Raw genomic sequence first — 24,201 nt, 5'->3', positions numbered from 1 at the left:
CCCCTCGGTTACGGATGCCCTTTGAATATGAGACGAGTGGCGGATTCTGTCAAGGGACCTTCGGCCCGGGTGCCCGGCCCATCCGTTGCTTCGCCGTATTGTTGCGCACCCCGATGGGAACGTGCGCAGTCGCTCTTGCCAGGCCGAACAGTGGCATTCCGTTGTAGACGGTCTCGATTCCGGTGGTGGGGACCTGGTACGTTTCGTGCCAGATGCCTACATCGCCGGTGCCCGAGAGTTCTTTCATAAACCGTCGCCAGGGTTCCAGGTGGGGCGATTCCTTATCCGCCGCGAATTTTCGCAGGTGTTCAGGACTCTCCCAGTAGCTGAGCAGCATGGTGGTGCGGCCGAACCACTGCTCGTAGCCCAGCATTCCGGCGGCCGGGTCGGAAGCTAGATGCTGGAGCATCCGCGGCATGGCGGCGGCGACCCTGCTGACTTTCCTGATCTTCCACCAGCGGTTGGCCCGCATGCCGATGAGGAATACCGTGACGGTTTCACTTGCCGGGTCAGCGGTGTGCCGGCCCGCGTAGATCTGTTGTGCCATCGGAACTCCCTCGGCTCGAACTTCTGTAACGTTGTTACAGAACAATGTTATGAAACAATGGATCTCATGGCAAGACCTGTAGTGCATAACGATTCCCTGCGGCAGGACCTACTGTCCGTGGCTGCCGACCTGCTTGACCGAGATGGGCCCGCGCGGGTGACACTGCGCGATGTTGCCTCTGCGGCGGGGACGTCCACGTCGGCTGTCTATTCGCTGTTCGGTGGGAAATCCCAACTGTTGACGGCCGTCGTCGACGACGGGTTCCGCTCGTTCCACGATTCGCAGCTGGCAGCCGCTGACGGCGGGTTGGATGCTTTAGGGGTCGCGTACCGGACCTGGGCGCTGGAGCATCGGGCCCTGTACCGGCTGATGTTTGGGGGCGCCCTGGCTGCGTATGCCGATTGTCAGCCCAGCCCGGACGCCGCGAGCGATGCGATGCAGCCGCTGATGGAAGCGGTCGCGGCAGCGCAGTCAGCCGGCGTGCTGGTGCAGGCACCGGTGGAGTTGGTTGCCGTCGCGATCTGGGGTCAGGTGCACGGGATTGTCAGTCTGGAGCTGGCGCAGATGGGTCGTCCCGACGCCGATTGGGCTGCGGTTTACCGTTCGGCACTCGATGCCATTGCCCGTGGCTGGGCTGCCTGAGTCAGGTGGCAACTGGGCCGGGCTTCTTGGCCTGATGGAGCGACGCAACTTGTGTTGATCGGCTTACCACCTGAGGCGGATGGGAAGCGCGGGTGCTCGGCCAGTTGAAGTATGGGTATCCATCCGAGGTGGGTTCGAGTGGATGTGAGAAGGTTTGCACCGGACAAGGCGGCAAGCTTGCATGAACACTTGGGGAAATTCAGCGGTTTCCCGATGACCAGACTCGCTAATTTTCGGCACTCGACAGTGGTGAAGCTTTGGACTGGAGCCTGTTAACGCCCCGTTCAGTGTCCTTTGCCAACCCTGAAAATTCATGGAAATTCTTTTTGCGCAGCCCCCAGCTGGGACCTTATTTTGGGGGTGGCGGGTGATCGAATAGAGGTATGGAAAGCAGTGAGGCTTCTTCTACTGGACCGGAGATTCCTTCCGGATCTGGCGCGGATCCCGCTTCTGATAGCGGGACCGCGAACGCGTCCGCGGAGACCTCCGCCGATACATCTACGGAAGCGCGCACCGGGTCTTCTTCCGGGTATGGGTCGGCTGGTCCATTGGGTGTTGAGTCGGTATGGATGGCCCCGGTCGTGGAGCCTCCGGAGCCGACCGCCGAAACGGATCCGGCTGAGGATAACGCCGATCCGAACGATGCGGACCCGGCAAAATCCGGCTCGGCCGATTCTGATGCAACAGGGCCAGAATCGACGGAGCAGGATTCGACTGACCCTGAATCAACGGAGCCAGATTCGGCTGGGCAGGGTTCGGGGTGGTTGTTCTCTGAAGCGTGGGCTTCCTATTACTTCGGGGATGACCCGGATGCCCGGGTGCGCTCCAGTAGCGAACCTCCCGCACTGACGGGGCAGTTGCAGATGGCTGCTGTCGGTGGTTTGGACGCGGCTCAGGTGTTGGACACGTTGAAAGACATCGACGAGGCACGGTCCTGGCTAGACGCCCAGGAAGCCAAAGTCGTGACCCGGGCCCTTGACCTGCAAACCGAACACACCCGCCACGACCCCAGGGACTCGGGGTACGAGAAAACCGTCACCGCGTCCGAGATCAGCGCAGCCCTGCACATACCCGAACGGACGGCTGGGTTCCTCGTCGAGCACAGCACCCTGCTCACCCGGTACTGCCCGGCCACCCTTCAAGCGTTGGAGGCCGGGAAGCTCAGCAAACGGCACGCGTGGGCTGTGGTCGAAGAAGCCACCAGCATCCCCGACACTGATCCCACCGTGACGGCTGATTTTGAGGCCCGGCTGATCGGCATGGCGTCGTTGACGACCGTGGCGAAGTTCCGGCAGCAAGCGAACCGGCTCCGCGAAGAACTCCACCCCGAAACCATCACCATCCGGCGTAAGAGGGCGGTGAAGGAACGCGGGGTGTTCCTCACCCCGAGCTACGACGGCATGGCCTGGCTCGAAGCCTACCTACCCGTCGATCAGGCTGCCGGGATCTTCCACCGCGTCGACACCGCCGCCCGTGCGTTGCAAGGCCCCGACGAACCCCGCACCCTCACCCAACTACGAGCCGACGTCCTCGCAGACGTCCTCACCAGCGCCGGCGCCACCGGGCACATGACGGACCACGAAGGGCACCCCACCACCGGAAGCACCACCGCCGGGGGCACCACCACCGGCGAGATGAGTTCCGGGCAACAAGTCGCCGATGGTGCCAGCGAGCCGGATCAGACCTTCAGAACGACGACGCCGGACAGTATCAGCGGACTGGGCGGGACGCCGGGGAACAGCGGATCGACTGTCGTGGGCGAGCCAGCTAGCCGTGGTGGTGCAGGTGCCTTCTGGGGTGTGCAGGCGAAAGTGTTCGTCACGGTCCCCGTGATGACTCTCCTCGGCGGGGATGCCCCGGGCGAACTCGAAGGGTACGGGCCGATTGACCCTGAAACGGCGAGGAAGCTCGCCGGACACGCACCCTCCTTCACGAGGATCCTTACCCACCCGTTCACGGGGGCGAGGCTCGGGGCCGACGCCACCACCTACCGGGTCCCCAAAGACCTCCAAGACGCGGTCCGGGTCAGGGACCGGACCTGCCGGCACCCTGGGTGTAACCGGTTGGCGGTGTTCTGCGAACTCGACCACACCAAACCCTGGTCACAGGGCGGGAAAACCAGCTACTGAAACCTCGCGGCCCTGTGTAAACGGCACCACAAACTCAAATCCGAAGGCTACTGGCACTACCGCCAACCCGAACCCGGACTGATCATCGCCATCTCACCCGCCGGCGAAACCTACCTCACCCGACCAGACCCACCACCGGCACCAAAGGAAGACCCACCACCCTTCTAAGCGGCACCTCTTCCACAACTGCGCAGTTTTCAAGACCTCAGGGATCAGCCAGTCTGTCCGGGAGGTGCGGGCACCTCCTGTCCGCGAGGTGCGGGCCCTACGGTTCCGAGGTTCCGAGTTTCTGTGGTCCCGAAGTCCCGAGGCTCAATGCCCACGATGCCCCGAAGTCTGCTGTCCACGATGCTTAGGGCGAAGGACGAGCTAAGGGGCAAATCTAGCCAGTGAGCAAGAACGTCTCCGGGACGCACCGAACCAGTGAGACAGCACAACCAGCGACCCACCAGGTCCGCCTGACAGCTGTTAGAAGGTGACCCCGCAGCGCAACACCACGTTGGCGTATGGAGTCGCCTCGCCGGTCCGAATGATCAACCGTGCCGAGGGCAACAAAGCCTTCAGGTCTTCGTGGCTCACAAAGTCCGGATTCAGCCCTTCGGCGCGGACGATCGTCTCAACGGAAGATCCGGTCGCTTCGGAGGCCAGCAGCGACGACTCGACCTGAACATCAGCCAGCACAGCCTGCAGCACCTCGGTGAAAGACGGGATGCCCTTCACCAGCGCCAGATCAACAACCGTGTCCGCGTCGGGCAGTGGCATCCCGACGTCGGCAATCACCACTAAATGTCCGTGACCCAAAGTGCCGAGGATCCCATTCAGGGGTCCGTTGAGGATTCCGGTCTTCTTCACGCGTCAGTGTCCTGTTCAGCAGATGATTGCGCACCCGCAAGCGAGTGTGCGGTGGTTCCCGGTGCAGCAGGCAACGGATCCTCAAGCGACGGGTAGGACGGCTGGGCGCCCTCGGTCCCGACGGCGTACGCTCCGACCAGCACGGCAACCCGAACAGCGTCGGGCAGCGAATCCCCGGCACTCAACCGGGCAGCCAACGCGCCCGTGAAAGCATCACCGGCGCCGGTGGTGTCCACGACGGGCACCTTCGGCGCAGGGATCTCCAGCAGGTCAGAGGCAGTAGCCAGCAGAGCGCCACTCCCACCAAGAGTCATAACAACCGAAGCAAACCCACACTCAACCAGTGCCCGCGCCGTCGCGGCGTGCTGGGAAGGAACAGCGTGGTTGGAAGGCGCAGCCTGCGAAGAAGGAACAGCAGGCTCAGTAGAATCAGCAGCCTCGGAAGGCAAAGCCCCACCAGAAGCAGACCCGGTGAGCTGAGCCAGCACCAGCGCGCCCTCGTGCTCGTTGACCACCAGCGGATCGGCCCGGAGCAGCGTCGAACGGTCCAACACGATGACCGGCGCCAGGTTTATGACCACCCGGCCGCTAGCCACCCCGGCTGCCGCCGTGACCGACCCCGCAGGGATCTCACCCTGTAGCACCAGCACGGCGGCGTCGGCAATAACCTGCGATGAAGCGTCGACCAGCTCGGGGGTCACCTCGGCATTCGCGCCGGGGATCACCACAATGGTGTTCTCGCCTGAGTCGTCGACCTCCACAATGGCGACGCCTGTGCTGACACCAGCGACGCGCTCCACGGCCCCGGTATCAACCCCGGCGTCGTGCAGCCCGGACAGGGCAACCTCTGTATACGTGTCCTGACCGACTGCGCCGATCATGACGGTACGGGCGCCAAGCTTCGCCGCAGCAACGGCTTGGTTGGCGCCCTTGCCGCCGGGCATCACTGCCATGGTCCGCCCCAGCAGGGTTTCGCCCGGCTGGGGGTGGCGTTCCAGGGTGACTACGAGGTCGGCGTTGATGGACCCTACGACGACGACGCCCGACGGCTCAGTGCTCATTCGGTGAATTCTCCGACATTGTCAGCGTTCACGGTGGTGACGGGAACGGGGATGGTCTCTTCGACGGTTTCGCCGGCGAGGATCTGTTCCAGAACTTCAACTGCCTGGCGGCCCAGCTCGGCTGGCTGCTGTGCGATGGTCGCGGTCAGGGTGCCTGCCTCGATCGCAGCAAGACCATCCTCGGTGCCGTCGAAGCCAACAACGCTGACGTCGTCGCCCGCGCGGTCGCCCAGGGCCTGGATGGCTCCGAGCGCCATTTCGTCGTTCTCGGCGAAGATGCCGGTGACATCAGGGTTGGCCTGCAGCAGGTTGGTGGCAACGTTCAGTGCCTCGGCACGGTCGAAGTTGGCGGTCTGCATCGCCACAACGGTGATGTTGGGGTAGGCAGCCATGCCCTCCTCGAAGCCTGCACCGCGGTCGCGGCTGGCTGAGGTGCCGGCGACGCCCTGGAGGACAATCACTTCGCCCTCTTCGCCCATGGCTGCTGCCAGCTCATCGGCTGCCTGGCGGCCGCCCGCTACGTTGTCGCTGGAGACGAGGGACTGGACCTCGGCGCCGTTGACGGTGCGGTCAACTGCCACTACCGGGATGTCCGCCTCGATCAGCGGTGCCACCGAGGCGGCAGCTGCGTCGGAATCCACTGGGTTGATCAGAACGGCGTCGGTGCCGCTGGTGGCGGCGGTGGCCAGCTGGTTGGTCTGCGTGGCGGAGTCGTTCTGCGCGTCGACGACGTCGAGCTCCATGCCGGCAGCCTCGGCTGCTTCTTCGGCACCATCGCGCAGTTCCACGAAGAACGGGTTGTTCAGGGTGGATACGGCGAGCGTGGCCGACGCCGAACCCTCGGCGCTTTCGCCGCTGTCGCGGTTGCAGGCGGTCACGCTCAGGGCAAGTGCCAGTGACACGGTCAGTGCGGCGGTCTTGCGGGAAGTGAACTTCATTGTTGATTCCTTACTCGGTGAATGAACTTACTCAGTGATTGATCGGTCGATTACGGGGGAGGGAAGTTTTAGTGCGGTGAGTTCTTGCGGCGCAGGGAGTCGATGCCGACGGCAACGGCGATTACCACGCCGATCACCACCTGCTGCCAGAACGAGGAGACGTTCAGCAGGTTCAGGCCGTTGCGGATGACCACCAGCACCAGCGCACCAACCAGGGTGCCGGTGATGCGACCCACGCCGCCGGCCAGCGACGCGCCACCGATGACGACGGCGGCAATCGCGTCCAGTTCATACCCGGACGCTGCCTGTGGCTGCGCGGAATCCAACCGTCCGGACAGCAGGAGACCCGCGACGGCGGCGAACAACCCGGACAGGGCGAAGACTGTCACCAGGACCTTGCGGACCGGGACGCCCGAGAGCCGTGCGGCTTCCCGGTTGCCGCCCACCGCGTACATGTAGCGGCCCATCACCGTGAAGTTCAGGATGAACGCGGCCACCAGGCCAGCGACCACCAGAACCACGATCGGCATCGGGATGATCCCCAGGTTCCCGCCGAGGAAGGACACCTCGGGCGCGGTGGCGATGGGGCGGCCATCGGAGATGACCAGGGTCAGGCCGCGGGCGATGCTCAGCATGGCCAGCGTGGCGATGAACGACGGCAGCCTGCCGAACGCCACCGCGTACCCGCTCACCGCACCGCTCAGGGTGCCGATCGCGAGACCGCCGACGACGGCAACCCAGCCCGGCATCGAGCCCGTCGAGAAGATCCATGCGGAGCCCATCGCTGACAGCGCCGCCACGGAGCCGACCGACAGGTCAATGCCCGCCGCGACGATGACGAAGGTCAGCCCGAATGCCAGAACCGCGATGACCGACGCCTGGATGCCGATGTTCAGCAGGTTGGGCCCGGTCAGGAAGTCGGGGGTGGCGATGAACAGGGCGAGGCCCAGCACCACCAGGCCCACGAGCGCCCCGTTGTCGGCGAGGAACTTCTTCGCCTTCGCACCGCTGGACACCTGCTTCCGCGCGGTGGTGGTTGCTACCTTATTCATGCCCGTCCTCCATTGACTTGTCTTCGAGATCGCGCTGCACGTCGCGGACGGCGAGCGTCATGATGGCGTCCTGTGTGGCATGCTCGGCCGCCAGTTCACCTGAAATATGTCCACCGCTCATCACCAGGATCCGGTCGCTCATCCCGAGAACCTCGGGGAGTTCACTTGAAACCATGACGACGGCGCCACCGGCTGCGGTGATCGCGTTCATCAGTTCGTAAATCTCTACCTTCGCGCCGACGTCGACGCCGCGGGTCGGCTCATCGAGCAGCAGCACCGACGAGTTCGCCACGATCCACCGGGCAAACACTGCCTTCTGCTGGTTTCCGCCCGAGAGCGAACCGACCGGCTGGTCAAGGGTGTGCATCCGGATCCTGAGCTTGTCAGCGATGTCCTGCGCCCGGCTGCGCTGACCGGACCGGTCCACCAGACCGGACTTCGAGGTCGAGGCGAGCGTCGCATAGCCCACGTTCTCGTTGACCGTCGCGCCGAGTACGAGGCCCTGGCCCTTCCGGTCCTCAGGCACGTGCCCGACGCCGGCCCTGATGGCCGCGCCGATGTTGGACTTGGGGAGGTCCTTGCCGCGGACCTTGACGCTGCCGCCCACATACGGGTCGGCTCCGGCGATGGCTCGGATGACTTCGGTGCGGCCTGCGCCGACCAGGCCGGCCAGACCCACGATCTCACCCGCACGCACCGAGAACGTGACGTCGTTGATGACTCCCTTGGTGGAGAGCCCCTTCACCTCAAGGAGGGTGTCGGCGGGACCGTCCCATTCGCGGCGGCGGGGGAACTGCGCTTCGATGGAGCGGCCCACCATCAGGCGGACCAGCTCGTCCTCGTGGGTGTCCGCGGGCACCTCAGCGATGAATTCGCCGTCGCGCAGCACTGAAACCGAGTCGCCGATCGAGGCGATTTCGTCCAGGTGGTGGGAGATGAAGACCATTCCGACGTCGCGCTTGCGGAGATCCTCGACGACGGCGAACAGTGCGGCGATCTCCCGCTTGGTGAGGGCCGCTGTTGGTTCGTCGAGAACCAGCATCCGCGCGTTGAGGCTGAGTGCCTTGGCGATTTCGACGAGTTGCTGGCGGGCGATGCCGAGGTCGTCGACCCTGAGGTCCACGTCGATGTCGAGGCCGATCATCGCCAGGGCCTCCCGGGCGGTCTCGCGCATCTTGCGCTTGTCCACCAGGCCGAAGCGCCGGGGGAAGCGACCCATCGAAATGTTCTCGGCAACGGTCATGGAGCCCACGAGGTTGAGTTCCTGGTGGATGGTGGCGATGCCAAGGGCTTCGGAGTCCTTGGTGTCGGTGATCTTCACTTCCTTGCCGTCGACCAGGATGCGGCCGCCGTCGGGCTGGTGTACTCCCGCCATCATCTTGATCAGGGTGGATTTGCCGGCACCGTTCTCGCCGAGCAGCACCTGGACCTTGCCGGGGTAGACGTTGACCGTCACCCCCTTGATGACGGTGACGGGTCCGAAGGACTTGGTGACGCTGTCCAGGGTGAGGATGGGTTGGGTGTTCACAGTGCTGTGCCTCCTGGGAGGGGCGGGGTGGAGCCACGGATGATGAGCCTGCTGGGAAGGATGACTGATGCGGGGGTTTCCCCGGCGATGACCTGGGTCAGCATTTCGACGGCCTGACGGCCCATGGCGTCGACGTCGTGAGCGATGACGGTCAGCGCTGGGTTCAGGAGGGCGAAGGCTTCGATGTCGTCGTACGCCACAAAGGCAAGGTCAGCTCCGATTCCGATACCCCGCTCGTTGCAGACCCCGATGGCACCGATACTCATGAGGCTGTCAGCGGCGAGGAGTGCGGTCGGCGGCTCGGCAAGTTCGAGAAGGTGCCGTGCTCCAGCCGCGCCGCTGGCTGCCTGGAAGTCGCCGAAGAAGATGAGGTCGGCGTCGTCGTCGGCCTCGGTGCTGGCAAGCGCGTCCTGGTAGGCGGCGAGCCGCTCGCGGCCGGTGGAGGTGGACTGCGGTCCGGCGATGTAGCCGATGCGGCGGTGGCCCTGGTCGGTCAGGTGGCGGACGGCTTCCTGGACCCCGGTGACGTTGTCGGGGGTGACGCTCGGGACGTCGGTGTCAGCGATGACGCGGTCAACGAAGACGGTGGGAATGCCGCTGTCGAGGATGCTACGCAGGCTCGCGAGGTCGCCCAGCGGTGCGGCGATGAGTCCGTCGACGCGCTGGGAGAGCATCACGTCGAAGTAGCGATCCTGCTGCTCAGCGCTTTCATTGGCGTTGCCGAACAGGGTGAGGTACTTGAAATCGCGGGCGCGCTGTTCGATGGCGTGCGCGAGGTCGGCGAAGAAGGGGTTGCGGACATCAGGGAGGACCAGGCCGATGGTTTCGGTGGTGGTCTTGCGGAGGGAGCGGGCCTGCGCGTTGGGCCGGAAGCCGAGTTCCTGGGCTGCCTCGGTGACGGCGGTGCGGGCCTCGGCGGAGGTGGAGGGATGTCCTGAGAGCACGCGGGATGCAGTTGCTACTGAGACACCCGCCTTGTCGGCGACGTCTTTGATCGTCAGTGATCGCACCCTGTTGCTCCTCGGCCGCCATGGAATCGTTTCCATGGAATCGATTCCAAACTATGCCACAGGTTCTGGAGGCGGTCAACGCGTCCCTCGATATAGCTTGAACCGGCGGAGCGGATGGTTGCGAGCAAACGCCGTCAGCAGGTGGGGAAGAATGAGGGGTATGTGCAGAAAACGTATGGAGCCCGGCGCCGGACAGCCCGCAGTAGGCGGTAGGGAATGGGCCTGATCTATCTGGGGGCGCTGCTCTTCTCGCTCGGGGGTTCGATGCTCCTGGACTGGAGGTTCCGCCTCACCTTCTGGCGGGACGCCCGCAAGGCGACCTGGACCATGCTTCTGGGGATCAGCTTCTTCATTGTCTGGGACCTGTTCGGCATTGAGCTCGGGATCTTCTTCCGTGGCGTGACTGACCTGATGACGGGAATCCTGCTCGCCCCCGAACTGCCCCTCGAGGAAGTGTTCTTCCTCGCGCTGCTCTGCTACACCACCCTCAATGTGCTGGGTGCGGTCGCCGTGTGGGACGAAAAACGGGACCATAAGCGTGAGCGGAGGGTGGCTGCATGACGTATCTGGTCCTCAACGTCATCTTCTTCGTCCCGATCCTGGCCATCGGCGCGTGGGCGTGCCGGACACGACGTCGTCAGCTCCCCACCCGACGGTCAGTCGGTATCACCCTGCTCGTGCTGCTGGTCGCCACGGCTGTGTTCGACAATGTGCTGATCGCGATCGGTATCGTCGATTACAACCCCGACCTCATCCTGGGTGTCCGGCTGGGGTTGGCCCCGATCGAGGACTTCGCCTATACCGTCGGTGCGTGCATCCTGCTGCCAGCGCTGTGGGCGCTGATTCCAGGCCGGGCCGCATGCCAGACGGCGGGGCCTACTCCGCCGACGGCGGACCCCACAACTACGCCGTGACCGGTTGGTCAGTGGTGGCGAGGTGGGCGCCCAAGAGGTCCCGCACGGTGGTCCACTCGCGCTGACCGTAGCGGAGATTGTCGACATGGTGCAGCTGCGCCTCCCCGCTGAACATGCTGACGAAATACTGCATACCCTGCCAGGCAGGGAACGGCTCGGCGCCGTCCTTCGAGAAGCGGCGCATCGCCTTGCTCATCACCGAGAGGGAACCGGCGGTCCCCGCCCACTGCAGTTTGAACGGGGTGCCGGTGAGCTCCGTCAGGACCGCTGCCACATCCCGGGCGCTCACCCGGTCTCCGGCGATCTCGACGACGCGCGGCGCGTCCCGGTCGAGGGCGACGAGGGCGGTCACTGCTGCGACGTCGTCCTTGGTGGTGAAATCGAGGATCTGATCCGGTGACGACCAGTACATCACCCGGCGGCGGGTGAACGAGATCATCGGCATCTGGCCGGTGAGCATATCCATGAACGCCCCGTTGAGGACCGAGGTCACGCGGATCGGTGCCGTGTCGAGGTCGGCAGCAAACTCTCTCCGGAGCTCGAAATTGCGGTTGCTCCCAACCGAGATCCGACGGTAATCAGATGAATAGTCGGAGGGGATGAATCGTGCCACGCCGGCGTCGACGGCGGCACCGAGGAGTGCGCGTTGGGCATCGACAATCACCGGGCGGGTACCGCTGACTGCGGAGATGACCGCCTCCACGCCGCTCATTGCGGTGCCCAGCGCGACTGGGTCCGTGTAGGCGGCCCGCACAATGTTGATCCGGGGATGATGGGAACCGTACAGCTCCTCGGCCAGTCCGCTGCCCGGCCGGGTGAGGACCCGGACGTCGACGTCGTGAAGCAGGAGCTCTCTGACGATGCGTTGCCCGAGGTCGCCGGTCGCACCAGCAACGAGGATTTCAGTGGTCATAAGACCTAAGAGTACTGATCAATGCTGACCCGCCGGCCGGACGCCAGCGGGGTCAAGGTGAAGTCACCAGCCCAGGAGGCTGATGAAGCCCAACGCGGCTGCTGCAACCAGCCCGGTCCACAGCACGATGGCCACGACCTGCCAGAGAATGACCCAGCTCTTCTTGACCCCTGAGGCGACGAAGAACGCCGCCGTGAGTTGTGTCGGCAGGGCGAGCGGAGCGAGCAAACTTGCCCCGGGAACGCCGAAGCGATGCATCCAGTCGTTGAGCCGCTTCCGACCCTTCGTTCGACGCGTCGGTTTACCGCCGTCGTCCTGAAGGTCGTCCCGGCTACTCTCGGCCGTTGACCGGTGTGGGTGGTCGAGCGTCAGGGTGGTGCCCTGAGCCGATGAGGCGTCGGCGCTCGCGGCTCGCCGGGCCACGACCGACTGGCGGATCCGTGAGCTCACGAGCACGACGGCGATGACACTAAGGATATTGCCGGCCGCCCCCGCGACGGCGGCGACGATCGGGTTGATCCCAGCGATAATGCCGAGTGCCGCCGAGCCCTCGCCTTCGACGTAAGGGATCATTCCCAGTGCGGCGACGATTAGGGGCTGGACGACGTCGGGCAGCTGGTCAATGAAGTTTTGGAACCCTTCGTACGGGTTGGACATCGTGGTCTTCCTTCGGTGATTGGTGGTTTACCGACAGGCTTTTCGCGCCCATCGGGGTCGTACCAATCCAGTCAAGACCGTGTGGTTACCACAGGGTCAAGACCCATCAGGGGCGAGGCACCTGCACGGCCACCGCACTCAGCGCACCGGTGATAACTGCCGTCATGGTCCGGGTAACCGCCGACGATGCGGCAGCCGCACCCCAGTCGCCCTTCTCCAGTTCCTTGCCGCGGGTGTAGACCGCACCGCTCCAGGGGATCTCGCGGTGGAACTGGGGGAGGGTGCCGCTCGCGGAGAGCAGGGCAGTGGTGGCCGCGGTTCGCGGGTCGGGATTCTCGCCGCGGAGCAGGACCCCCTGCACACGGCCTAGGAGGTCCTCCCGTCGTCCGCTGTTCAGGACGTACCTCGTCGACGGGATGAAGCCAAGAGACTTGTAGCGCTCCCTCCGGAGGTCGCCGCGTGCCACCAGACGATCCAGTACCGGCGCTCGCAGCTGCGGCCCGATCGCAGCGAGGACGGTTTGCGCGCCCCTCGGTTTCTCGGTGAGATAGTCCCACGCAAGGGTTAGGAGATTGTCCGTGGGCGGGACCGTGCCGATCGGATGGATCGGTTTCGAAAAGAGCCCGGTGGGGCGGGGCTCGGCGCGGCCGGACAGGGCCAGTTCCGCGACGGCAGCCCCGCCCAGGACGTAGAACAGGATGTTCTCGCCCGCGATCGTTCCCGAGTCCGGCTGGAAAAGCAGCAGCAGGACGTCCTCCACCAGGGTGCGGTCGGCGGGGATCGTGTCGGGCTGGCCGGACTCCGGTTGGTCTGTCTCGGTGGCAGGTACGTCGTCGTTGGTGGTCATGCTGGCTCCTCGCCGTCGTCGTGGTTGGTGTGCGCAGCTGCGGCCCGGTCCGCGGCCAACCGCTCCATCGCCAGCAGGCTTGCGCGGCCCAGCACATCCAGCTGCGCCGGATTGAAGAGGGCAGCGACAGACTCCATCAGCGTCTCCCGGGTCACGTGCGGCCCCTTGGACTGATGCGCTCCCGGGTCGGTCAGCCACGCGTACTTCGTCAGGTCACGCACCATCGGTATCGCATAATCCTCGGCCAACTGCTGGCGGGTACGCTCATCGGCGTCCGGGGTCAACGCGTCAAGGGCGACGCTGGCGTCATCCACCTCGGCGGCCACCATGTCCCGCACATCGGCCATCGCCTCGTCGTCGTACAGCTGCGAATAGATCAGCATCAGTGACCGTTCGCCGGTGGTGAGCCGGGCTCCGACGTTCTCAAACCCTGCCGGCAGGTCCGCGGCAGCCGACCCCTGCAGGATCGACCTGATCTCGGCGCGTGCGCGCTCCAGCTGCTCGATTGTCGTGGTGAGGTCAGCCTCGATGGTTTGGAGCGCCTCCACCGAGGTGTCGCCGCCCACCCCCACCTTCTCGATCTGATCCAGCGGGACGCCCAGCTCGCGAAGGCGCCGGATCTGGAGAATCCGGACCAGGTGACGCACCTGATACTTCTTGTAGCCGTTCGACAGCCGGTCCGGCTGCTCCAGGAGGCCGATCTGATGGTAGTGCCGCACGGCGTTCACCGTGGTGCCCGCGAGATCCGCGACCTCCCGTGTGCTCCATGACATGTCTGAAGTTCCGCTTCCCGTTGTTCGTTCCCTCCAAGGGAACACCATGTGGTCACCACACAGTCAAGAGGTCTTGCCAACAAAGGTGGCCGGTACTACCGTCGCTCCACAGGTGGGTGCACGTCACGAGGGGAAGGCATTCCCATGCTGAAGCAGGTCGCTGAAGGCTGGAGCCGGCTGACCCGCTGGAAGATTACCTGACCGCGCTGCGGCAGTTCGACGGCGTGGCCGACGGCGTCCACGCCGTCATCCCCGGCCACCAACGTGGCGTCGACCCCCACGATCCCCGGGTGGGGCCCGACGCGCCGCTGGAATGGCTGCGCGACGTCGACGACTGGCAGCGCGAACAACTGGTTCATCCTCGTGAGGAAGCCTGAGCGGCACTCAAGCTCAGGCGACCATGCCGCCGAACAGCTGGAACTCAGGTCAGTGGGCTGCGCCGAGCTCGATCAGCAGGACGCCGCCGACAATCAGGATAATCCCGAGTCCCATGAGCCAGGTGAAGGGTTCCTTGAACAGGAATCTGCCAATCACCGCCGTCAGCGCGACGCCGGACGCCGCCCAAATCCCGTAGGCCACCCCGAGGGGGACGCCAGCGGCGAGGGTGAGAGTGAGCATGGTGAAGGCAACAAGATAGCCGACGACGACGGCGCCGTACCAGCGCTTGTCATCAACCGCGAGGCGGAGGGAGACGGTGCCGCCGACCTCAAAGAGAATTGCTCCGAGGAGGAACAGGTAGGCCACTACGCCACCCCCGGCTTGTCGTGTGCGGCCTGGGCGCCCAGCTCGACGCAGAGCACCCCGGCGATAATGACGACGATGCCAAGGCCCATCAGCGGGGTGATCGGCTCTCCGAACACAAGGAGCGATCCGATAGCGGTCAGTGCGACGCCGGCCGCAGCCCAGATGCCGTAGGCGACTCCCAACGCCATCCCGGTGCGAAGCACGATGGCGAGCAGGATGAACGCGCCCACATAGCCGGCCGCGACCACGGCGTACAGCGCGGGCTGGTCAAGCGCCCCCTTGAGGGACAGAGACCCGGTCACCTCGGCCAGTATCGCGGTGGCCAAAAGCAGCCATCCCTTGACGGTCTTGTTCATCGGTCGTTTCCTTGCTCGGTCAGCTGGTGGTGGAAGCTCGCTGTGTGAGTGTAGCCGCGAGGGCCAGCGGCCGCCGAGTTGGCACCCATTGACAGCAAATTCGCGCGCTACTACCGTCGCCGTCACCCCAGAGAGGACGGTCCGGCCGATGCCGATCTATGAATACCGTTGCCCCGCCTGCAGCATCTTCGAGGTCATCAGCCCGATGGGGGCGGCGTCCGAGCTGCAGCCCTGCCCCACCTGTGGGCAGGCGTCCCAACGGAAGATCAGCGTACCCAACCTCTCCAAAACCTCATCGGCGGCCTTCCAACTCATCGACTCAACCCATCGCAGCGCCTCGGAACCCCAGGTGGTCTCCGGCTCGCTGCCCGGGGGAGCACCGCGTCGAAGCCAGCCCTACACCTCCAACCCACTGCACCATAAGTTGCCGCGCCCCTGAACCCAGCCGCGGCCAGATCAGAGGAGATCAGATGCCCGATGTGATATTCCCGCTCGATTCCACCAGGAAGTTCGAGGACCAGGAGAAGCTCGGCCACAACCGGTGGCACCCGGAAATCCCACCGGTCGCCACGGTCAAACCGGGGGATTCCTTCAGGGTCCACTGCCGGGAATGGTTCGACGGGGCGATCGTGAACGACGACTCCGCTGACGACATCCTCAACGCACCCCTGCTGACCGTGCACAAGCTCAGCGGTCCGTTCGCCGTCGACGGCGTCAAGCCGGGGGACCTGCTGGTCGTCGATATTCTCGACGTCGGCCCGATCCCGCAGGAGGACTCCGGCCCGCTCGCCGGGCAGGGGTGGGGGTACACCGGGATCTTCTCGCGGAACAACGGCGGCGGCTTCCTGACCGAGCAGTTCCCCGACGCGTACAAGGCCATCTGGGACTTCACCGGCCAGGTGGCAACCTCAAGACACGTCCCCGGGGTGTCCTATGTGGGGCTGATCCACCCGGGGCTGATGGGGACTGCCCCGTCCGCCGAACTGCTGGCCAGATGGAACAAGCGGGAGGGCGACCTGATCGCCACCGATCCCACCCGGGTCCCGCCCTTGGCGCTGCCACCGGAACCGCAGTTCGCGGTGCTCGGGGGAGTGCCGGCGTCGGACTTTGACCGGGTGGCGGGCGAAGCGGCCCGTACCGCACCGCCGCGGGAGAACGGCGGCAACCAGGACATCAAGAACCTGTCCAAGGGGTCCCGCATCTTTTACCCGGTGTTCGTGGACGGCGGGAACCTGTCGCTCGGGGACCTGCACTTCTCCCAGGGCGACGGCGAAATCACCTTCTGCGGTGCCATCGAGATGGGCGGGTTCATCGACCTGCGGGTCGACGTCATCAAGGGCGGGATGGAAACCTACGGGGTGAGCGAGAACGCCATCTTCATGCCCGGCATCGTCGACCCCCGGTACAGCGAATGGATCGCCTTCTCCGGCACCTCGGTGACGCTGGACGGCAAACAGCACTACCTCGACTCGCACCTGTCCTATCAGCGGGCGTGCCTGCACGCGATCGACTACCTGACCAAGTTCGGGTACAGCCCGGAACAGGCCTACCTGCTGCTCGGGTCGGCGCCAATCGAAGGCCGGTTGTCCGGCGTCGTCGACATTCCCAACTCCTGCTCGACCGTCTACATCCCGACGTCGATCTTCGAGTTCGACATCCGTCCATCGGCCGCCGGCCCACACCAGATCGACCCGGGGATGGGGGCGCCCAGGTCTGCCAACGCCTGATCCCCACAGCGTCGGATGGCAGTAAGATCTGATTCGAGGATCTGGCGGAACCACACTGACATGGTTCGTAAAGGGTGCACCGATCCACATACGGAAAGAGGCACCGGTGTTCGAAGCGCCAAGTCTGATGTTTGTTGCCGCTGGGATTGCGGTATTCGCCGCTGCCTTGTTGCCCCGCCTGCTGATGCGTGCTCCGGTGTCAATGCCGATGATGTTCCTGGCCGCCGGCTTCCTGACGTTCACCTTCGCCACGGACCTCCCGGATCCGGACCCTATCGCGTACAGCGATATCACCATCCATCTCAGTGAAATCTGTGTGATCGTCTCACTCATGGGTGCAGGACTGGCCCTGGACAGGAAAGTGGGACGCAAGAGGTGGGCCACCACCTGGCGGTTGCTGGGTATCGCCATGCCGCTGTGCCTGATCGTTTTCACCGTGCTGGGGATGTGGATGCTCGGCCTGGGACTGGCCGGGGCGATCCTGGTCGCTGCTGCTCTGTCACCGACCGACCCGGTGCTGGCATCGGAAGTGCAGGTCGGGGAGCCCTCCGAAACGCAGGAAGACCTCGAATCCGAGGACGAGGTGCGGTTTGGTCTGACCTCCGAGGCGGGGCTGAACGATGGCCTGGCTTTTCCCTTCGTCTACCTCGCCATTGCCATAAGCCTGGTCGGTGCTGCACCCTCGGCCTGGTTCCCCGAGTTTTTCGCCCTGGATGTCCTCTGGCGGATCGGCATCGGATGCCTGCTCGGGTTTGGGATGGGGAAGCTCCTGGGCCGGATCTTCTTCCGGTCCAGTATCGAAAGCGCGCGGATGGCGAGTCACTCGGAGGGGTTCGTTGCGCTCGCAGCAACGTTCCTGACCTACGGCGCCACAGAGATGATCGAGGGGTACGGATTCGTCGCGGTCTTCGTGTGCGCGGTGACCATCCGTTCGGCGGAGCAGACCCATGGGTTCCACGGAGTCCTGCACAGCTACATCGAGCAGCTCGAGCGCCTCCTCACCGTGGTGGTCCTCGTTCTCCTGGGCGGCGCAGTTGCTCGAGGCCTGTTGGCAGGGGTCACCATCAACGAAATCCTGCTGGCACTCGCTTTCCTGCTCCTGGTGCGGCCCATCGCCGCCTGGATCAGTCTCGCCCGAGGAACCACCGGTCCCTGGGAACGCGGCGTCATCTCTTTCTTCGGGGTCCGAGGCATCGGATCCATCTACTACCTCAGCTACGCACTCTCCAAAGGGGAGTTCGCCAGCGAGGACGAAGCGCTATGGCGCATTGTGGGCCTCGTGATTGTGATGTCCATCCTCCTCCACGGCGTGACCGCCGCACCCATCATCAACGCTCTGGACAGAGCGCGAAAACGCAAAGCGCTCCGCGAATCCGGGACCGAGGACGCCGCGCCTACCACTGCCATCTAGCCACGAGGGTCTGCGTCGGTCCGCATTCCGAGCGTCCAGGCAGCAGGAACCGTTTCCCTAAACGAGCTGGTTGAAGCGGAGCAGGTTGCCGGCCGGGTCACGGAAGGCGCAGTCGCGCACGCCGTAGTCCTGGTCGGTGGGTTCCTGGATGACGTCGGCACCGGCGGCGGCGAGGCGTTCGAACAGCCCGTCAAGGTCGTCAGTGCCGAACGTGATCGCGGTGTAGGCGCCCTTGGCGATCAGCTCCAGGATGGTGCGCCGTTCGTCGTCGGTGATGCCCGGGTCGACGGCGGGCGGATGCAGCACAATCGACGTGCCCGGTTGGCCTGCGGGGCCCACCGTGATCCAGCGCATGTCTTCGTAGCCGACGTCGTTGCGGACCTCGAACCCGAGGACGTCGCGGTAGAAGTTCAGGGCCGCCTCGGCATTGGTGTGGGGAAGGAAGGTGTAGTGAATGGTGATGTTCATGCGATCACCCTAGACCCGGTGTGAGGAGCGGCGCTTCTCGATTCCTGACCGGTCTCATGACCTGCCGGGCCAGGCATGGCGGGATCCCCGCTCCGGCCTGTGAATGATCACGGCGGTACACACTGGGCGGCACTCCGACCAGCTCAGTGAACCGGGTGCTGAACGTGCCCAGCGAGGAGGAGCCGACGGCGAAACACACCTCGGTGACGCTGAGATCGCCGCGGCGCAACAGGGTCATGGCGCGTTCGATGCGCCGTGTCATCAAGTAGGAGTAGGGGGATTCTCCGTAGATCCGCCGGAACTCGCGGCTCAGGTGGCCCGCCGACATGTGAGCCCCCCGGGCCAGTTCCTCGAGGTTGAGCGGCTGGGCGAACTCGCGGTCGATCCGGTCACGGACCCGACGCATCGCCACGATATCCTGCAACCGCCTCGTTTCATCGACAGCCATGTGGTCATCCTGCCACGACGGATGCTCCCATGGGCCGGTGGCGGTCCGCGAAGATTCATCGGTCAAGAATGGAGAAGCGGACGACGTCGGGAGCAGCTACCGTCGGAAGAACCACCGAAGATCACTGGAAGAGGACCACTATGAGCACGGACACCAGCGGGCAGCGCAGCGGGCCAGGCGGGGGCTTCTCGGAAGAGGAACGCGCCGCCATGAAGGAGCGCGCAGCCGAACTGAAGAAGGAGTCCGGCCGGGGCCGCGGCAACAAGGCGGCTGCAGAGGAACTCGACGTACTGGCAAAGATCGCCGAGATGGAATCACCCGACCGGGAGGCAGCTGAACGCATCCACGCCATCGTCACCAGCAACGCCCCTGATCTGGCGCCGAAGCTCTGGTACGGCCAGCCCGCCTACGCCCGGAAGGGGAAGGTGGTGTGCTTCTTCCGGAGCGGACACCAGGACAAGGAACGGTACTCGACGTTCGGCTTCACGGCTGAGGCGAACCTCGACGACGACACCGGCCTGTGGCCCACCTCGTACGCGGTGGGCGACCTTAGCGAGGACGCCGAGAAGGCCGTCACCGCGCTGGTGAAGAAGGCGGTTCGCTAACTAACCGCAGGCTAACCTTGCTGGTGCGTCAACACGGCTGGGCTTACATTACGGGCATGACTAGTTCGCAGATCAATGGCGCACATGATGAAGAGCCCCATGACAGTTCCATTCATGGTCGGCTCAATTGGTTGCGAGCGGGAGTTCTTGGAGCGAACGACGGCATCGTTTCGGTCGCGGCGCTCGTCGTCGGCGTTGCAGGGGCAACCACCGCGACGCCGGTCATTCTCACCGCGGGTATCGCCGGTCTGGTTGGTGGTGCGATTTCGATGGCGCTGGGGGAATACGTTTCGGTGAGCAGCCAGAAAGACAGCCAGGAGGCCCTGATTGCCAAAGAGCGCCTCGAGCTCGAAACGGAACCCGAAGCGGAGCTGATCGAACTTGCGGGGATCTACGAGTCCAAGGGGCTCAGCCCGGATACAGCCCATCAGGTTGCAGTTGAACTCACCAGACACGATGCCCTGGGGGCCCACCTTGAGGCAGAACTTGGGCTGAGTGAGGATGCGGTGGCGAGTCCGCTCGCCGCTGCCGGTGCATCTGCCCTGGCCTTCACTCTCGGAGCCATTCTTCCGCTTCTCACGATCCTCTTTTTCCCTGAAAGTACGCGTGTTCCCGCAACGTTCGTCGCAGTGCTGATTGCCCTCGCCGCAACGGGGTATGGAAGTGCGCGGATCGGCGGGAACTCGGCTACCCGCCCGACCCTGCGGATTGTCGTGGGCGGGGCACTGGCGTTGGCGGCGACGTTCCTGATCGGATCGTTGCTTGGCACTACGGGCGTGGTCTAACACCTCTCGCGGCTGACCGCCTGTTCAGGCTGAGCGCGAGTTTTGGACACAGGTGCGGCAACAGAACCTAACTGGCCGGGGACACCGACGACGATCGCTTCAGCGGAAGCATGACGGCGGCGGCCACCAGTGCGGCGAGCACGGTCCCCACAACGCCGACGACGCTCACCGGAATACCCGAGACCGCACCATAGTCGGCGAACCAGGCCGACGCGAAGGCGTGCGATCCCGCCGCATCGGCGAAGTTGTAGGCGGCTGCCACCGATTCCAGTCCATCAGGATTCGACGACGCCGCGACTGACAGCACTGCCCCGCACAGCACGGCGGCCGCCCCGAGCCCGGCCACCCCGGGCAGCAACGAGGACGGGGAGTAGGCGCGGGCATCCGCGAAGGCCAGACCCGGTGCCAGGGCCATCACGAGAGCCAGCACCGCCACGGTAATGGCGGCTTCGCCCAGACCAATGAAGGCGTGCACCCCCACCATTGAGGCCACCAGCTCATTTAGCGTTACTGGCACAGCACCTCCCATTGCATACAGGGCGCAGAAGACGAGAGCCGACGCTGGCACGGACAGCGCAGCACCCAGGCCAGCTGCCAGCAGCGGCAGGGGGTGTCCTGACACTTTTCGGACCAGCGCCGTCAGACCGGTGGCGACGGCGACCCCCACCACCGCCATCAGCAGCACGTTCGCGCCCAGGGCACTCAGGCCTCCGTCGGCGAAGACCAGCGCCTGAACGGTCAGCACGGCCGACACCACAACAATCCCCAGCCAGGGGCCCAGCAGTGCGGCAGCAAGAGCCCCGCCCATGAAGTGCCCGCTGGTACCTGGGAGAACTGAAAAATTGACCATCTGTGCCGCGAAAACGAAGCCCGTCGTGACGGACGCCAACACCAAACGTTCCCGCGAGGCTGCTGCGCGGGCCCGGTGCAGGGAGTAAGTCACGCCGCCCGCTGCCACCACGGCGGCGGATGCACTGACTACGGGGCTGAGGAAGTGATCCGGCAGATGCATGGGTAAGACCTTCCACCGCAGGCCCGGCTTTCCAGGCCACTTGAGAAGATCGTGGCACCTCGGTGTTTCCAATGGAATACGGCCGGGTAAGCACCTTCGCGAACTTCTGCGGGGTCACAGTCCCCGATCACCCGTGACCGCACCGTCATCAGCAGCATCTCTCCAACGACTGGGAGACATCTACCAGAAATTCGCCTGAAACAAACCCTCAGTACGGTCGGCAAAACGACCTGCGGAGGGAAATGATCATGAGTGACAGTTTCAATAGGGAAGCAGCCGAAACCCTGGTCAAGGGGCTGGGCCGGCGAAAGTTCATGGGAGTGGTTGCGGCGTTCGGAACGCTGACAGCGGTCACTGCGTGCTCGTCGCAGGCGGTGGGAGCAGGGTCGAGTGGTTCCACACTGGCGGCGGTGCCGGCAGCGGCCGGGTCTTCCGGCGGTGGCGGAAAGGCAGGATCGGTGAGTGGGTTTGGGCAGATCCTGCAACCCAACAGTGGCACGATCATGGGCGACGCCTACCTGGCCTCCACCCCCGAGGATGTCCTGTGGGGGTACGTGCCGACGGTCCATGCCACGCCGGTGATGACCATCCGCTCCGGCCAGACGGTCACCATCGACGCCATGTCCCACGAAGGGATTCTCGAGGACCAGGGCCGGAACCCGCTGGAGTACTTCGGTGGACTGGGGGTCCCCGAAAGCAGCATCCTGCAGGACGCTGTGAGTATCGCCGCCGAGTACAACCGCACGCCGCGGGACTTCGACGTCGACGGGCCACACATCGTGACCGGCCCGGTGGCTGTCGAAGGGGCGCGGCCGGGTGACGTGCTGAAGATCGAAACGCTCGAAGCTGTGCCGCGAGTTCCGTACGGGGTAGTCTCCAGCAGGCACGGCAAGGGCGGGCTTGCGGTGCAGCCGGAGGTCCAGCCGCCGGCCGGCATCAGCCTTGAGGAAGTCATGCCTCCCGTGGACACCGACAACAGGTCCTCCGGCGTCCCCTCGGATTACGGCAACGTCTCAGTCTTCACGGCCATCGAAGACGGCAAGGGGGTCATGAGAAGCGGCGACATGTCCGTCCGGTTCCCGCTGCGTCCCTTCATGGGCATGATGGGTGTGGCCTTCGCCGAAACCGATGGGCTGACCTCACCGGAGGCGAATTCGGTGCCACCCACGCTTGGTGGCGGCAACATCGATATCCGACACCTGGGTGCCGGGTCGACCTTCTACTTGCCGGTCAAGGCCGATGGGGCGCTGTTCTATGTCGGCGATCCGCACATGGGAATGGGCGACGGCGAGGTGGCCCTGACCGCGATGGAAGGGTCGCTGCGCGGCACCTTCCGGTTGACCGTATGCAAGCCCGGATCCGGGGATGCTCCCTCAGTTGCCTACTCGTATCCCTTCGGGGAAACCAGCGAGTCCTGGATCCCGATCGGACTGTCGGATCCTGATGGTCTGGATGGTGGAGGGGTCAGCGGGGATCTGAACGTCGCGATGCGCCGGGCCATCGTCAATGCCCTGGATTTCCTGCAGAACGATCGGGGCATGGACCGGGCCGTCGCGTACGCCTACCTCTCCGCGGCTGCGGACTTCGCGGTATCGCAGGTCGTTGACCGCACGGTCGGCGTCCACGGGCTGATCAGGAAGGCCGACTTCGGGTAACGGTCGCTAGGCCTGGCGCTGCAATGGATCAGATCTCCCTGACCCTAAAGCAGGAACGGGATTCCGCCCTGCGCACAGATCTGTTTGATCTGATCCACCAACGCAGGGCTGAGGGGGATACCGGTGCTCAGCCGCTCGGCGCGCACCTGTCGTTCCAGGTCACCGGCCACGAGGATTGGACGTTCTGGTATCGCCGAAGGTTCCTCCCGCAGGGTGTCCAGGATTTGTGAGACGGACCTTGTGAAGTCATCGGGGTGGCCGAAGGCCCCGGGATCGATGACAAGGCAGAAGTGTCCAATGTCGTCACTCTCGCCGGGGCTTTTTAGCGGTGCGAAGGTTGCACCGGCTAAGGCCCCGGCGAGGATCTGCACCATCACGGCCAACCCGTACCCCTTGTGACTCGACAGTGCCTCGGAACCACCCAGGGGGCTCAACCCGCCGGACTCCTGGTTGCGGAGTCGCCGGTACGCATCGCGGGAATCCGTGACCGGCTCTCCGTTCTCGTCTAGAACCCACCCTGCGGGCAGATCCTTGTCGAGATAGTCATACACCTTGACCTTGTTGACGGCGACGGTGCTCGTCGACATGTCGAGCACGAAGGGGGCATCCGGATCACTGCTCGGCGCTGCGAAAGCTAGGGGATTGGTACCCAGGAGGGGCCGAGCGCCTCGCGTGGGGACCACGGCTTTGGTTCGGGTGGTGGAGGTAACCAGACCGATCTGACCTTTGTCGGCTGCAAGCTTCGCGTAGTAGCCGGCCGCACCGAAGTGGTGGGATCGTCGCACGGTGACCACTCCCACCCCATACTCGGCGGCTTTTGAGCCTGCCAGATTCATGGCAGCCACCATCGTTGAATGGCCCAGATTGTTGCCGCCATCGATCACCGCCGTGCCGCGATTCTCACGGATCACTGAGATGGCACCGTCGACAGACAACTGCTTCAGATCGATGAGTCGCTGGTATCCAGGAAGCATGGAGATGCCGTGGGAATCGATGCCGCACAGGTCGGTTTCGACCATGACGCTCGCCGTCGTGTGAGCGACCTCGTCACCCATCCCCCACATCTTCAATACGGCAAGAATTTGGTCCTCAACGGTTTCGGCTTGATACAGGTTCATGACGGTGCC

Annotated in this window: 28 protein-coding genes; 10 read left to right on the top strand and 18 right to left on the bottom strand. The window is 64.7% G+C overall.

What is annotated here, in order from left to right:
- Positions 1–49 precede the first annotated feature (49 nt).
- Positions 50–547, bottom strand: coding sequence for a DUF4188 domain-containing protein (locus tag HMI58_RS10440; RefSeq protein WP_171619604.1), 498 nt, complete (start codon positions 545–547; stop codon positions 50–52).
- 66 nt (positions 548–613) lie between these two features.
- Between HMI58_RS10440 and HMI58_RS10435 the strand changes: the two genes are divergently transcribed.
- Positions 614–1,189: a TetR/AcrR family transcriptional regulator gene (locus tag HMI58_RS10435; protein WP_225668029.1), complete on the top strand. Its 576-nt coding sequence runs from the start codon at positions 614–616 to the stop codon at positions 1,187–1,189.
- 764 nt (positions 1,190–1,953) lie between these two features.
- Positions 1,954–3,318, top strand: coding sequence for an HNH endonuclease signature motif containing protein (locus HMI58_RS10430; protein ID WP_240153759.1), 1,365 nt, complete (start codon positions 1,954–1,956; stop codon positions 3,316–3,318).
- A gap of 468 nt (positions 3,319–3,786) precedes the next feature.
- Here the strand turns inward: HMI58_RS10430 and rbsD are convergent, their stop codons facing one another.
- From rbsD to HMI58_RS10400, 6 genes are all read right to left on the bottom strand, one after another.
- A complete protein-coding gene (rbsD, locus tag HMI58_RS10425; protein ID WP_171584499.1) occupies positions 3,787–4,170 on the bottom strand; it encodes a D-ribose pyranase in 384 nt (127 codons plus the stop codon).
- The gene (locus HMI58_RS10420) at positions 4,167–5,231 is read right to left on the bottom strand and encodes a ribokinase (protein WP_171619602.1); all 1,065 of its coding nucleotides are present in this window, start codon (positions 5,229–5,231) and stop codon (positions 4,167–4,169) included. The genes rbsD and HMI58_RS10420 overlap by 4 nt, the downstream gene beginning before the upstream one ends.
- A complete protein-coding gene (locus HMI58_RS10415) occupies positions 5,228–6,169 on the bottom strand; it encodes a substrate-binding domain-containing protein (protein ID WP_171619600.1) in 942 nt (313 codons plus the stop codon). The genes HMI58_RS10420 and HMI58_RS10415 overlap by 4 nt, the downstream gene beginning before the upstream one ends.
- A gap of 68 nt (positions 6,170–6,237) precedes the next feature.
- A complete protein-coding gene (locus HMI58_RS10410) occupies positions 6,238–7,221 on the bottom strand; it encodes an ABC transporter permease (RefSeq protein ID WP_171584502.1) in 984 nt (327 codons plus the stop codon).
- Entirely contained in the window at positions 7,214–8,749 is a 1,536-nt protein-coding gene (locus HMI58_RS10405) for a sugar ABC transporter ATP-binding protein (protein ID WP_171619598.1), read from the bottom strand. The genes HMI58_RS10410 and HMI58_RS10405 overlap by 8 nt, the downstream gene beginning before the upstream one ends.
- Positions 8,746–9,759 carry a LacI family DNA-binding transcriptional regulator gene (locus HMI58_RS10400; RefSeq protein WP_318779188.1) on the bottom strand — a complete coding sequence of 338 codons (1,014 nt, stop codon included), beginning with the start codon at positions 9,757–9,759 and terminating at the stop codon, positions 8,746–8,748. Before HMI58_RS10400 ends, HMI58_RS10405 begins: the two co-directional genes overlap by 4 nt.
- A 216-nt stretch (positions 9,760–9,975) precedes the next feature.
- On the opposite strand from HMI58_RS10400, the gene HMI58_RS10395 reads away from it, so the two are divergent.
- Complete coding sequence (locus HMI58_RS10395; protein ID WP_171619594.1) at positions 9,976–10,320, top strand: lycopene cyclase domain-containing protein; 345 nt, start codon at positions 9,976–9,978, stop codon at positions 10,318–10,320.
- Complete coding sequence (locus HMI58_RS10390) at positions 10,317–10,673, top strand: lycopene cyclase domain-containing protein (RefSeq protein ID WP_171619592.1); 357 nt, start codon at positions 10,317–10,319, stop codon at positions 10,671–10,673. The genes HMI58_RS10395 and HMI58_RS10390 overlap by 4 nt, the downstream gene beginning before the upstream one ends.
- Here HMI58_RS10390 and HMI58_RS10385 read toward each other — a convergent pair.
- From HMI58_RS10385 to HMI58_RS10355, 7 genes are all read right to left on the bottom strand, one after another.
- The gene (locus HMI58_RS10385) at positions 10,663–11,586 is read right to left on the bottom strand and encodes an NmrA family NAD(P)-binding protein (protein ID WP_171619590.1); all 924 of its coding nucleotides are present in this window, start codon (positions 11,584–11,586) and stop codon (positions 10,663–10,665) included. The genes HMI58_RS10390 and HMI58_RS10385 overlap by 11 nt on opposite strands.
- A gap of 63 nt (positions 11,587–11,649) precedes the next feature.
- Positions 11,650–12,243 carry a small multidrug efflux protein gene (locus tag HMI58_RS10380; RefSeq protein WP_171619588.1) on the bottom strand — a complete coding sequence of 198 codons (594 nt, stop codon included), beginning with the start codon at positions 12,241–12,243 and terminating at the stop codon, positions 11,650–11,652.
- Positions 12,244–12,349: 106 nt separating this feature from the next.
- Entirely contained in the window at positions 12,350–13,090 is a 741-nt protein-coding gene (locus tag HMI58_RS10375) for a GPP34 family phosphoprotein (protein WP_171619586.1), read from the bottom strand.
- A complete protein-coding gene (locus tag HMI58_RS10370; protein ID WP_171619584.1) occupies positions 13,087–13,863 on the bottom strand; it encodes a MerR family transcriptional regulator in 777 nt (258 codons plus the stop codon). Before HMI58_RS10370 ends, HMI58_RS10375 begins: the two co-directional genes overlap by 4 nt.
- A gap of 95 nt (positions 13,864–13,958) precedes the next feature.
- Positions 13,959–14,213 (bottom strand): hypothetical protein, encoded by a 255-nt coding sequence (locus HMI58_RS10365; RefSeq protein WP_171619582.1) that lies wholly within the window; start codon positions 14,211–14,213, stop codon positions 13,959–13,961.
- Between the two features lie 76 nt (positions 14,214–14,289).
- Complete coding sequence (locus HMI58_RS10360; protein WP_171619580.1) at positions 14,290–14,607, bottom strand: SMR family transporter; 318 nt, start codon at positions 14,605–14,607, stop codon at positions 14,290–14,292.
- Positions 14,607–14,963 carry an SMR family transporter gene (locus tag HMI58_RS10355; RefSeq protein WP_171619578.1) on the bottom strand — a complete coding sequence of 119 codons (357 nt, stop codon included), beginning with the start codon at positions 14,961–14,963 and terminating at the stop codon, positions 14,607–14,609. Before HMI58_RS10355 ends, HMI58_RS10360 begins: the two co-directional genes overlap by 1 nt.
- A gap of 148 nt (positions 14,964–15,111) precedes the next feature.
- Between HMI58_RS10355 and HMI58_RS10350 the strand changes: the two genes are divergently transcribed.
- The 3 genes from HMI58_RS10350 (at position 15,112) to HMI58_RS10340 (ending at position 18,101) form a co-directional block, all read left to right on the top strand.
- Positions 15,112–15,402 (top strand): zinc ribbon domain-containing protein, encoded by a 291-nt coding sequence (locus HMI58_RS10350; protein ID WP_171619576.1) that lies wholly within the window; start codon positions 15,112–15,114, stop codon positions 15,400–15,402.
- Between the two features lie 31 nt (positions 15,403–15,433).
- Positions 15,434–16,690, top strand: a complete 1,257-nt coding sequence (gene fmdA, locus HMI58_RS10345) for a formamidase (RefSeq protein ID WP_171619574.1) — start codon at positions 15,434–15,436, stop codon at positions 16,688–16,690.
- Positions 16,691–16,796: 106 nt separating this feature from the next.
- Complete coding sequence (locus HMI58_RS10340) at positions 16,797–18,101, top strand: cation:proton antiporter (RefSeq protein WP_171619572.1); 1,305 nt, start codon at positions 16,797–16,799, stop codon at positions 18,099–18,101.
- A gap of 57 nt (positions 18,102–18,158) precedes the next feature.
- Here HMI58_RS10340 and HMI58_RS10335 read toward each other — a convergent pair whose 3' ends face one another.
- The gene (locus HMI58_RS10335; protein WP_171619570.1) at positions 18,159–18,569 is read right to left on the bottom strand and encodes a VOC family protein; all 411 of its coding nucleotides are present in this window, start codon (positions 18,567–18,569) and stop codon (positions 18,159–18,161) included.
- A 4-nt stretch (positions 18,570–18,573) separates the two neighbouring features.
- Positions 18,574–19,017 carry a helix-turn-helix transcriptional regulator gene (locus HMI58_RS10330; protein WP_171619568.1) on the bottom strand — a complete coding sequence of 148 codons (444 nt, stop codon included), beginning with the start codon at positions 19,015–19,017 and terminating at the stop codon, positions 18,574–18,576.
- Positions 19,018–19,157: 140 nt separating this feature from the next.
- Between HMI58_RS10330 and HMI58_RS10325 the strand changes: the two genes are divergently transcribed.
- Together HMI58_RS10325 and HMI58_RS10320 are read left to right on the top strand one after the other, a co-directional pair.
- Positions 19,158–19,622: a DUF1801 domain-containing protein gene (locus HMI58_RS10325; RefSeq protein WP_171619566.1), complete on the top strand. Its 465-nt coding sequence runs from the start codon at positions 19,158–19,160 to the stop codon at positions 19,620–19,622.
- Between the two features lie 56 nt (positions 19,623–19,678).
- Positions 19,679–20,407: a VIT family protein gene (locus HMI58_RS10320; protein ID WP_171619564.1), complete on the top strand. Its 729-nt coding sequence runs from the start codon at positions 19,679–19,681 to the stop codon at positions 20,405–20,407.
- Between the two features lie 67 nt (positions 20,408–20,474).
- Here the strand turns inward: HMI58_RS10320 and HMI58_RS10315 are convergent, their stop codons facing one another.
- Positions 20,475–21,419: an energy-coupling factor ABC transporter permease gene (locus HMI58_RS10315; RefSeq protein ID WP_171619562.1), complete on the bottom strand. Its 945-nt coding sequence runs from the start codon at positions 21,417–21,419 to the stop codon at positions 20,475–20,477.
- Between the two features lie 248 nt (positions 21,420–21,667).
- On the opposite strand from HMI58_RS10315, the gene HMI58_RS10310 reads away from it, so the two are divergent.
- Positions 21,668–23,074, top strand: a complete 1,407-nt coding sequence (locus HMI58_RS10310) for an acetamidase/formamidase family protein (RefSeq protein WP_171619560.1) — start codon at positions 21,668–21,670, stop codon at positions 23,072–23,074.
- Between the two features lie 44 nt (positions 23,075–23,118).
- Here HMI58_RS10310 and HMI58_RS10305 read toward each other — a convergent pair whose 3' ends face one another.
- Positions 23,119–24,192 carry an Ldh family oxidoreductase gene (locus HMI58_RS10305; protein ID WP_171619558.1) on the bottom strand — a complete coding sequence of 358 codons (1,074 nt, stop codon included), beginning with the start codon at positions 24,190–24,192 and terminating at the stop codon, positions 23,119–23,121.
- Between the last annotated feature and the right edge of the window lie 9 nt (positions 24,193–24,201).

The organism is Arthrobacter sp. 147(2020) (genome assembly GCF_013116715.1).
GTDB lineage: Bacteria > Actinomycetota > Actinomycetes > Actinomycetales > Micrococcaceae > Arthrobacter_D.
The sequence above is the reverse complement of the archived record's forward strand: the minus strand, read 5'-3'. Positions and strand labels throughout refer to the sequence as shown.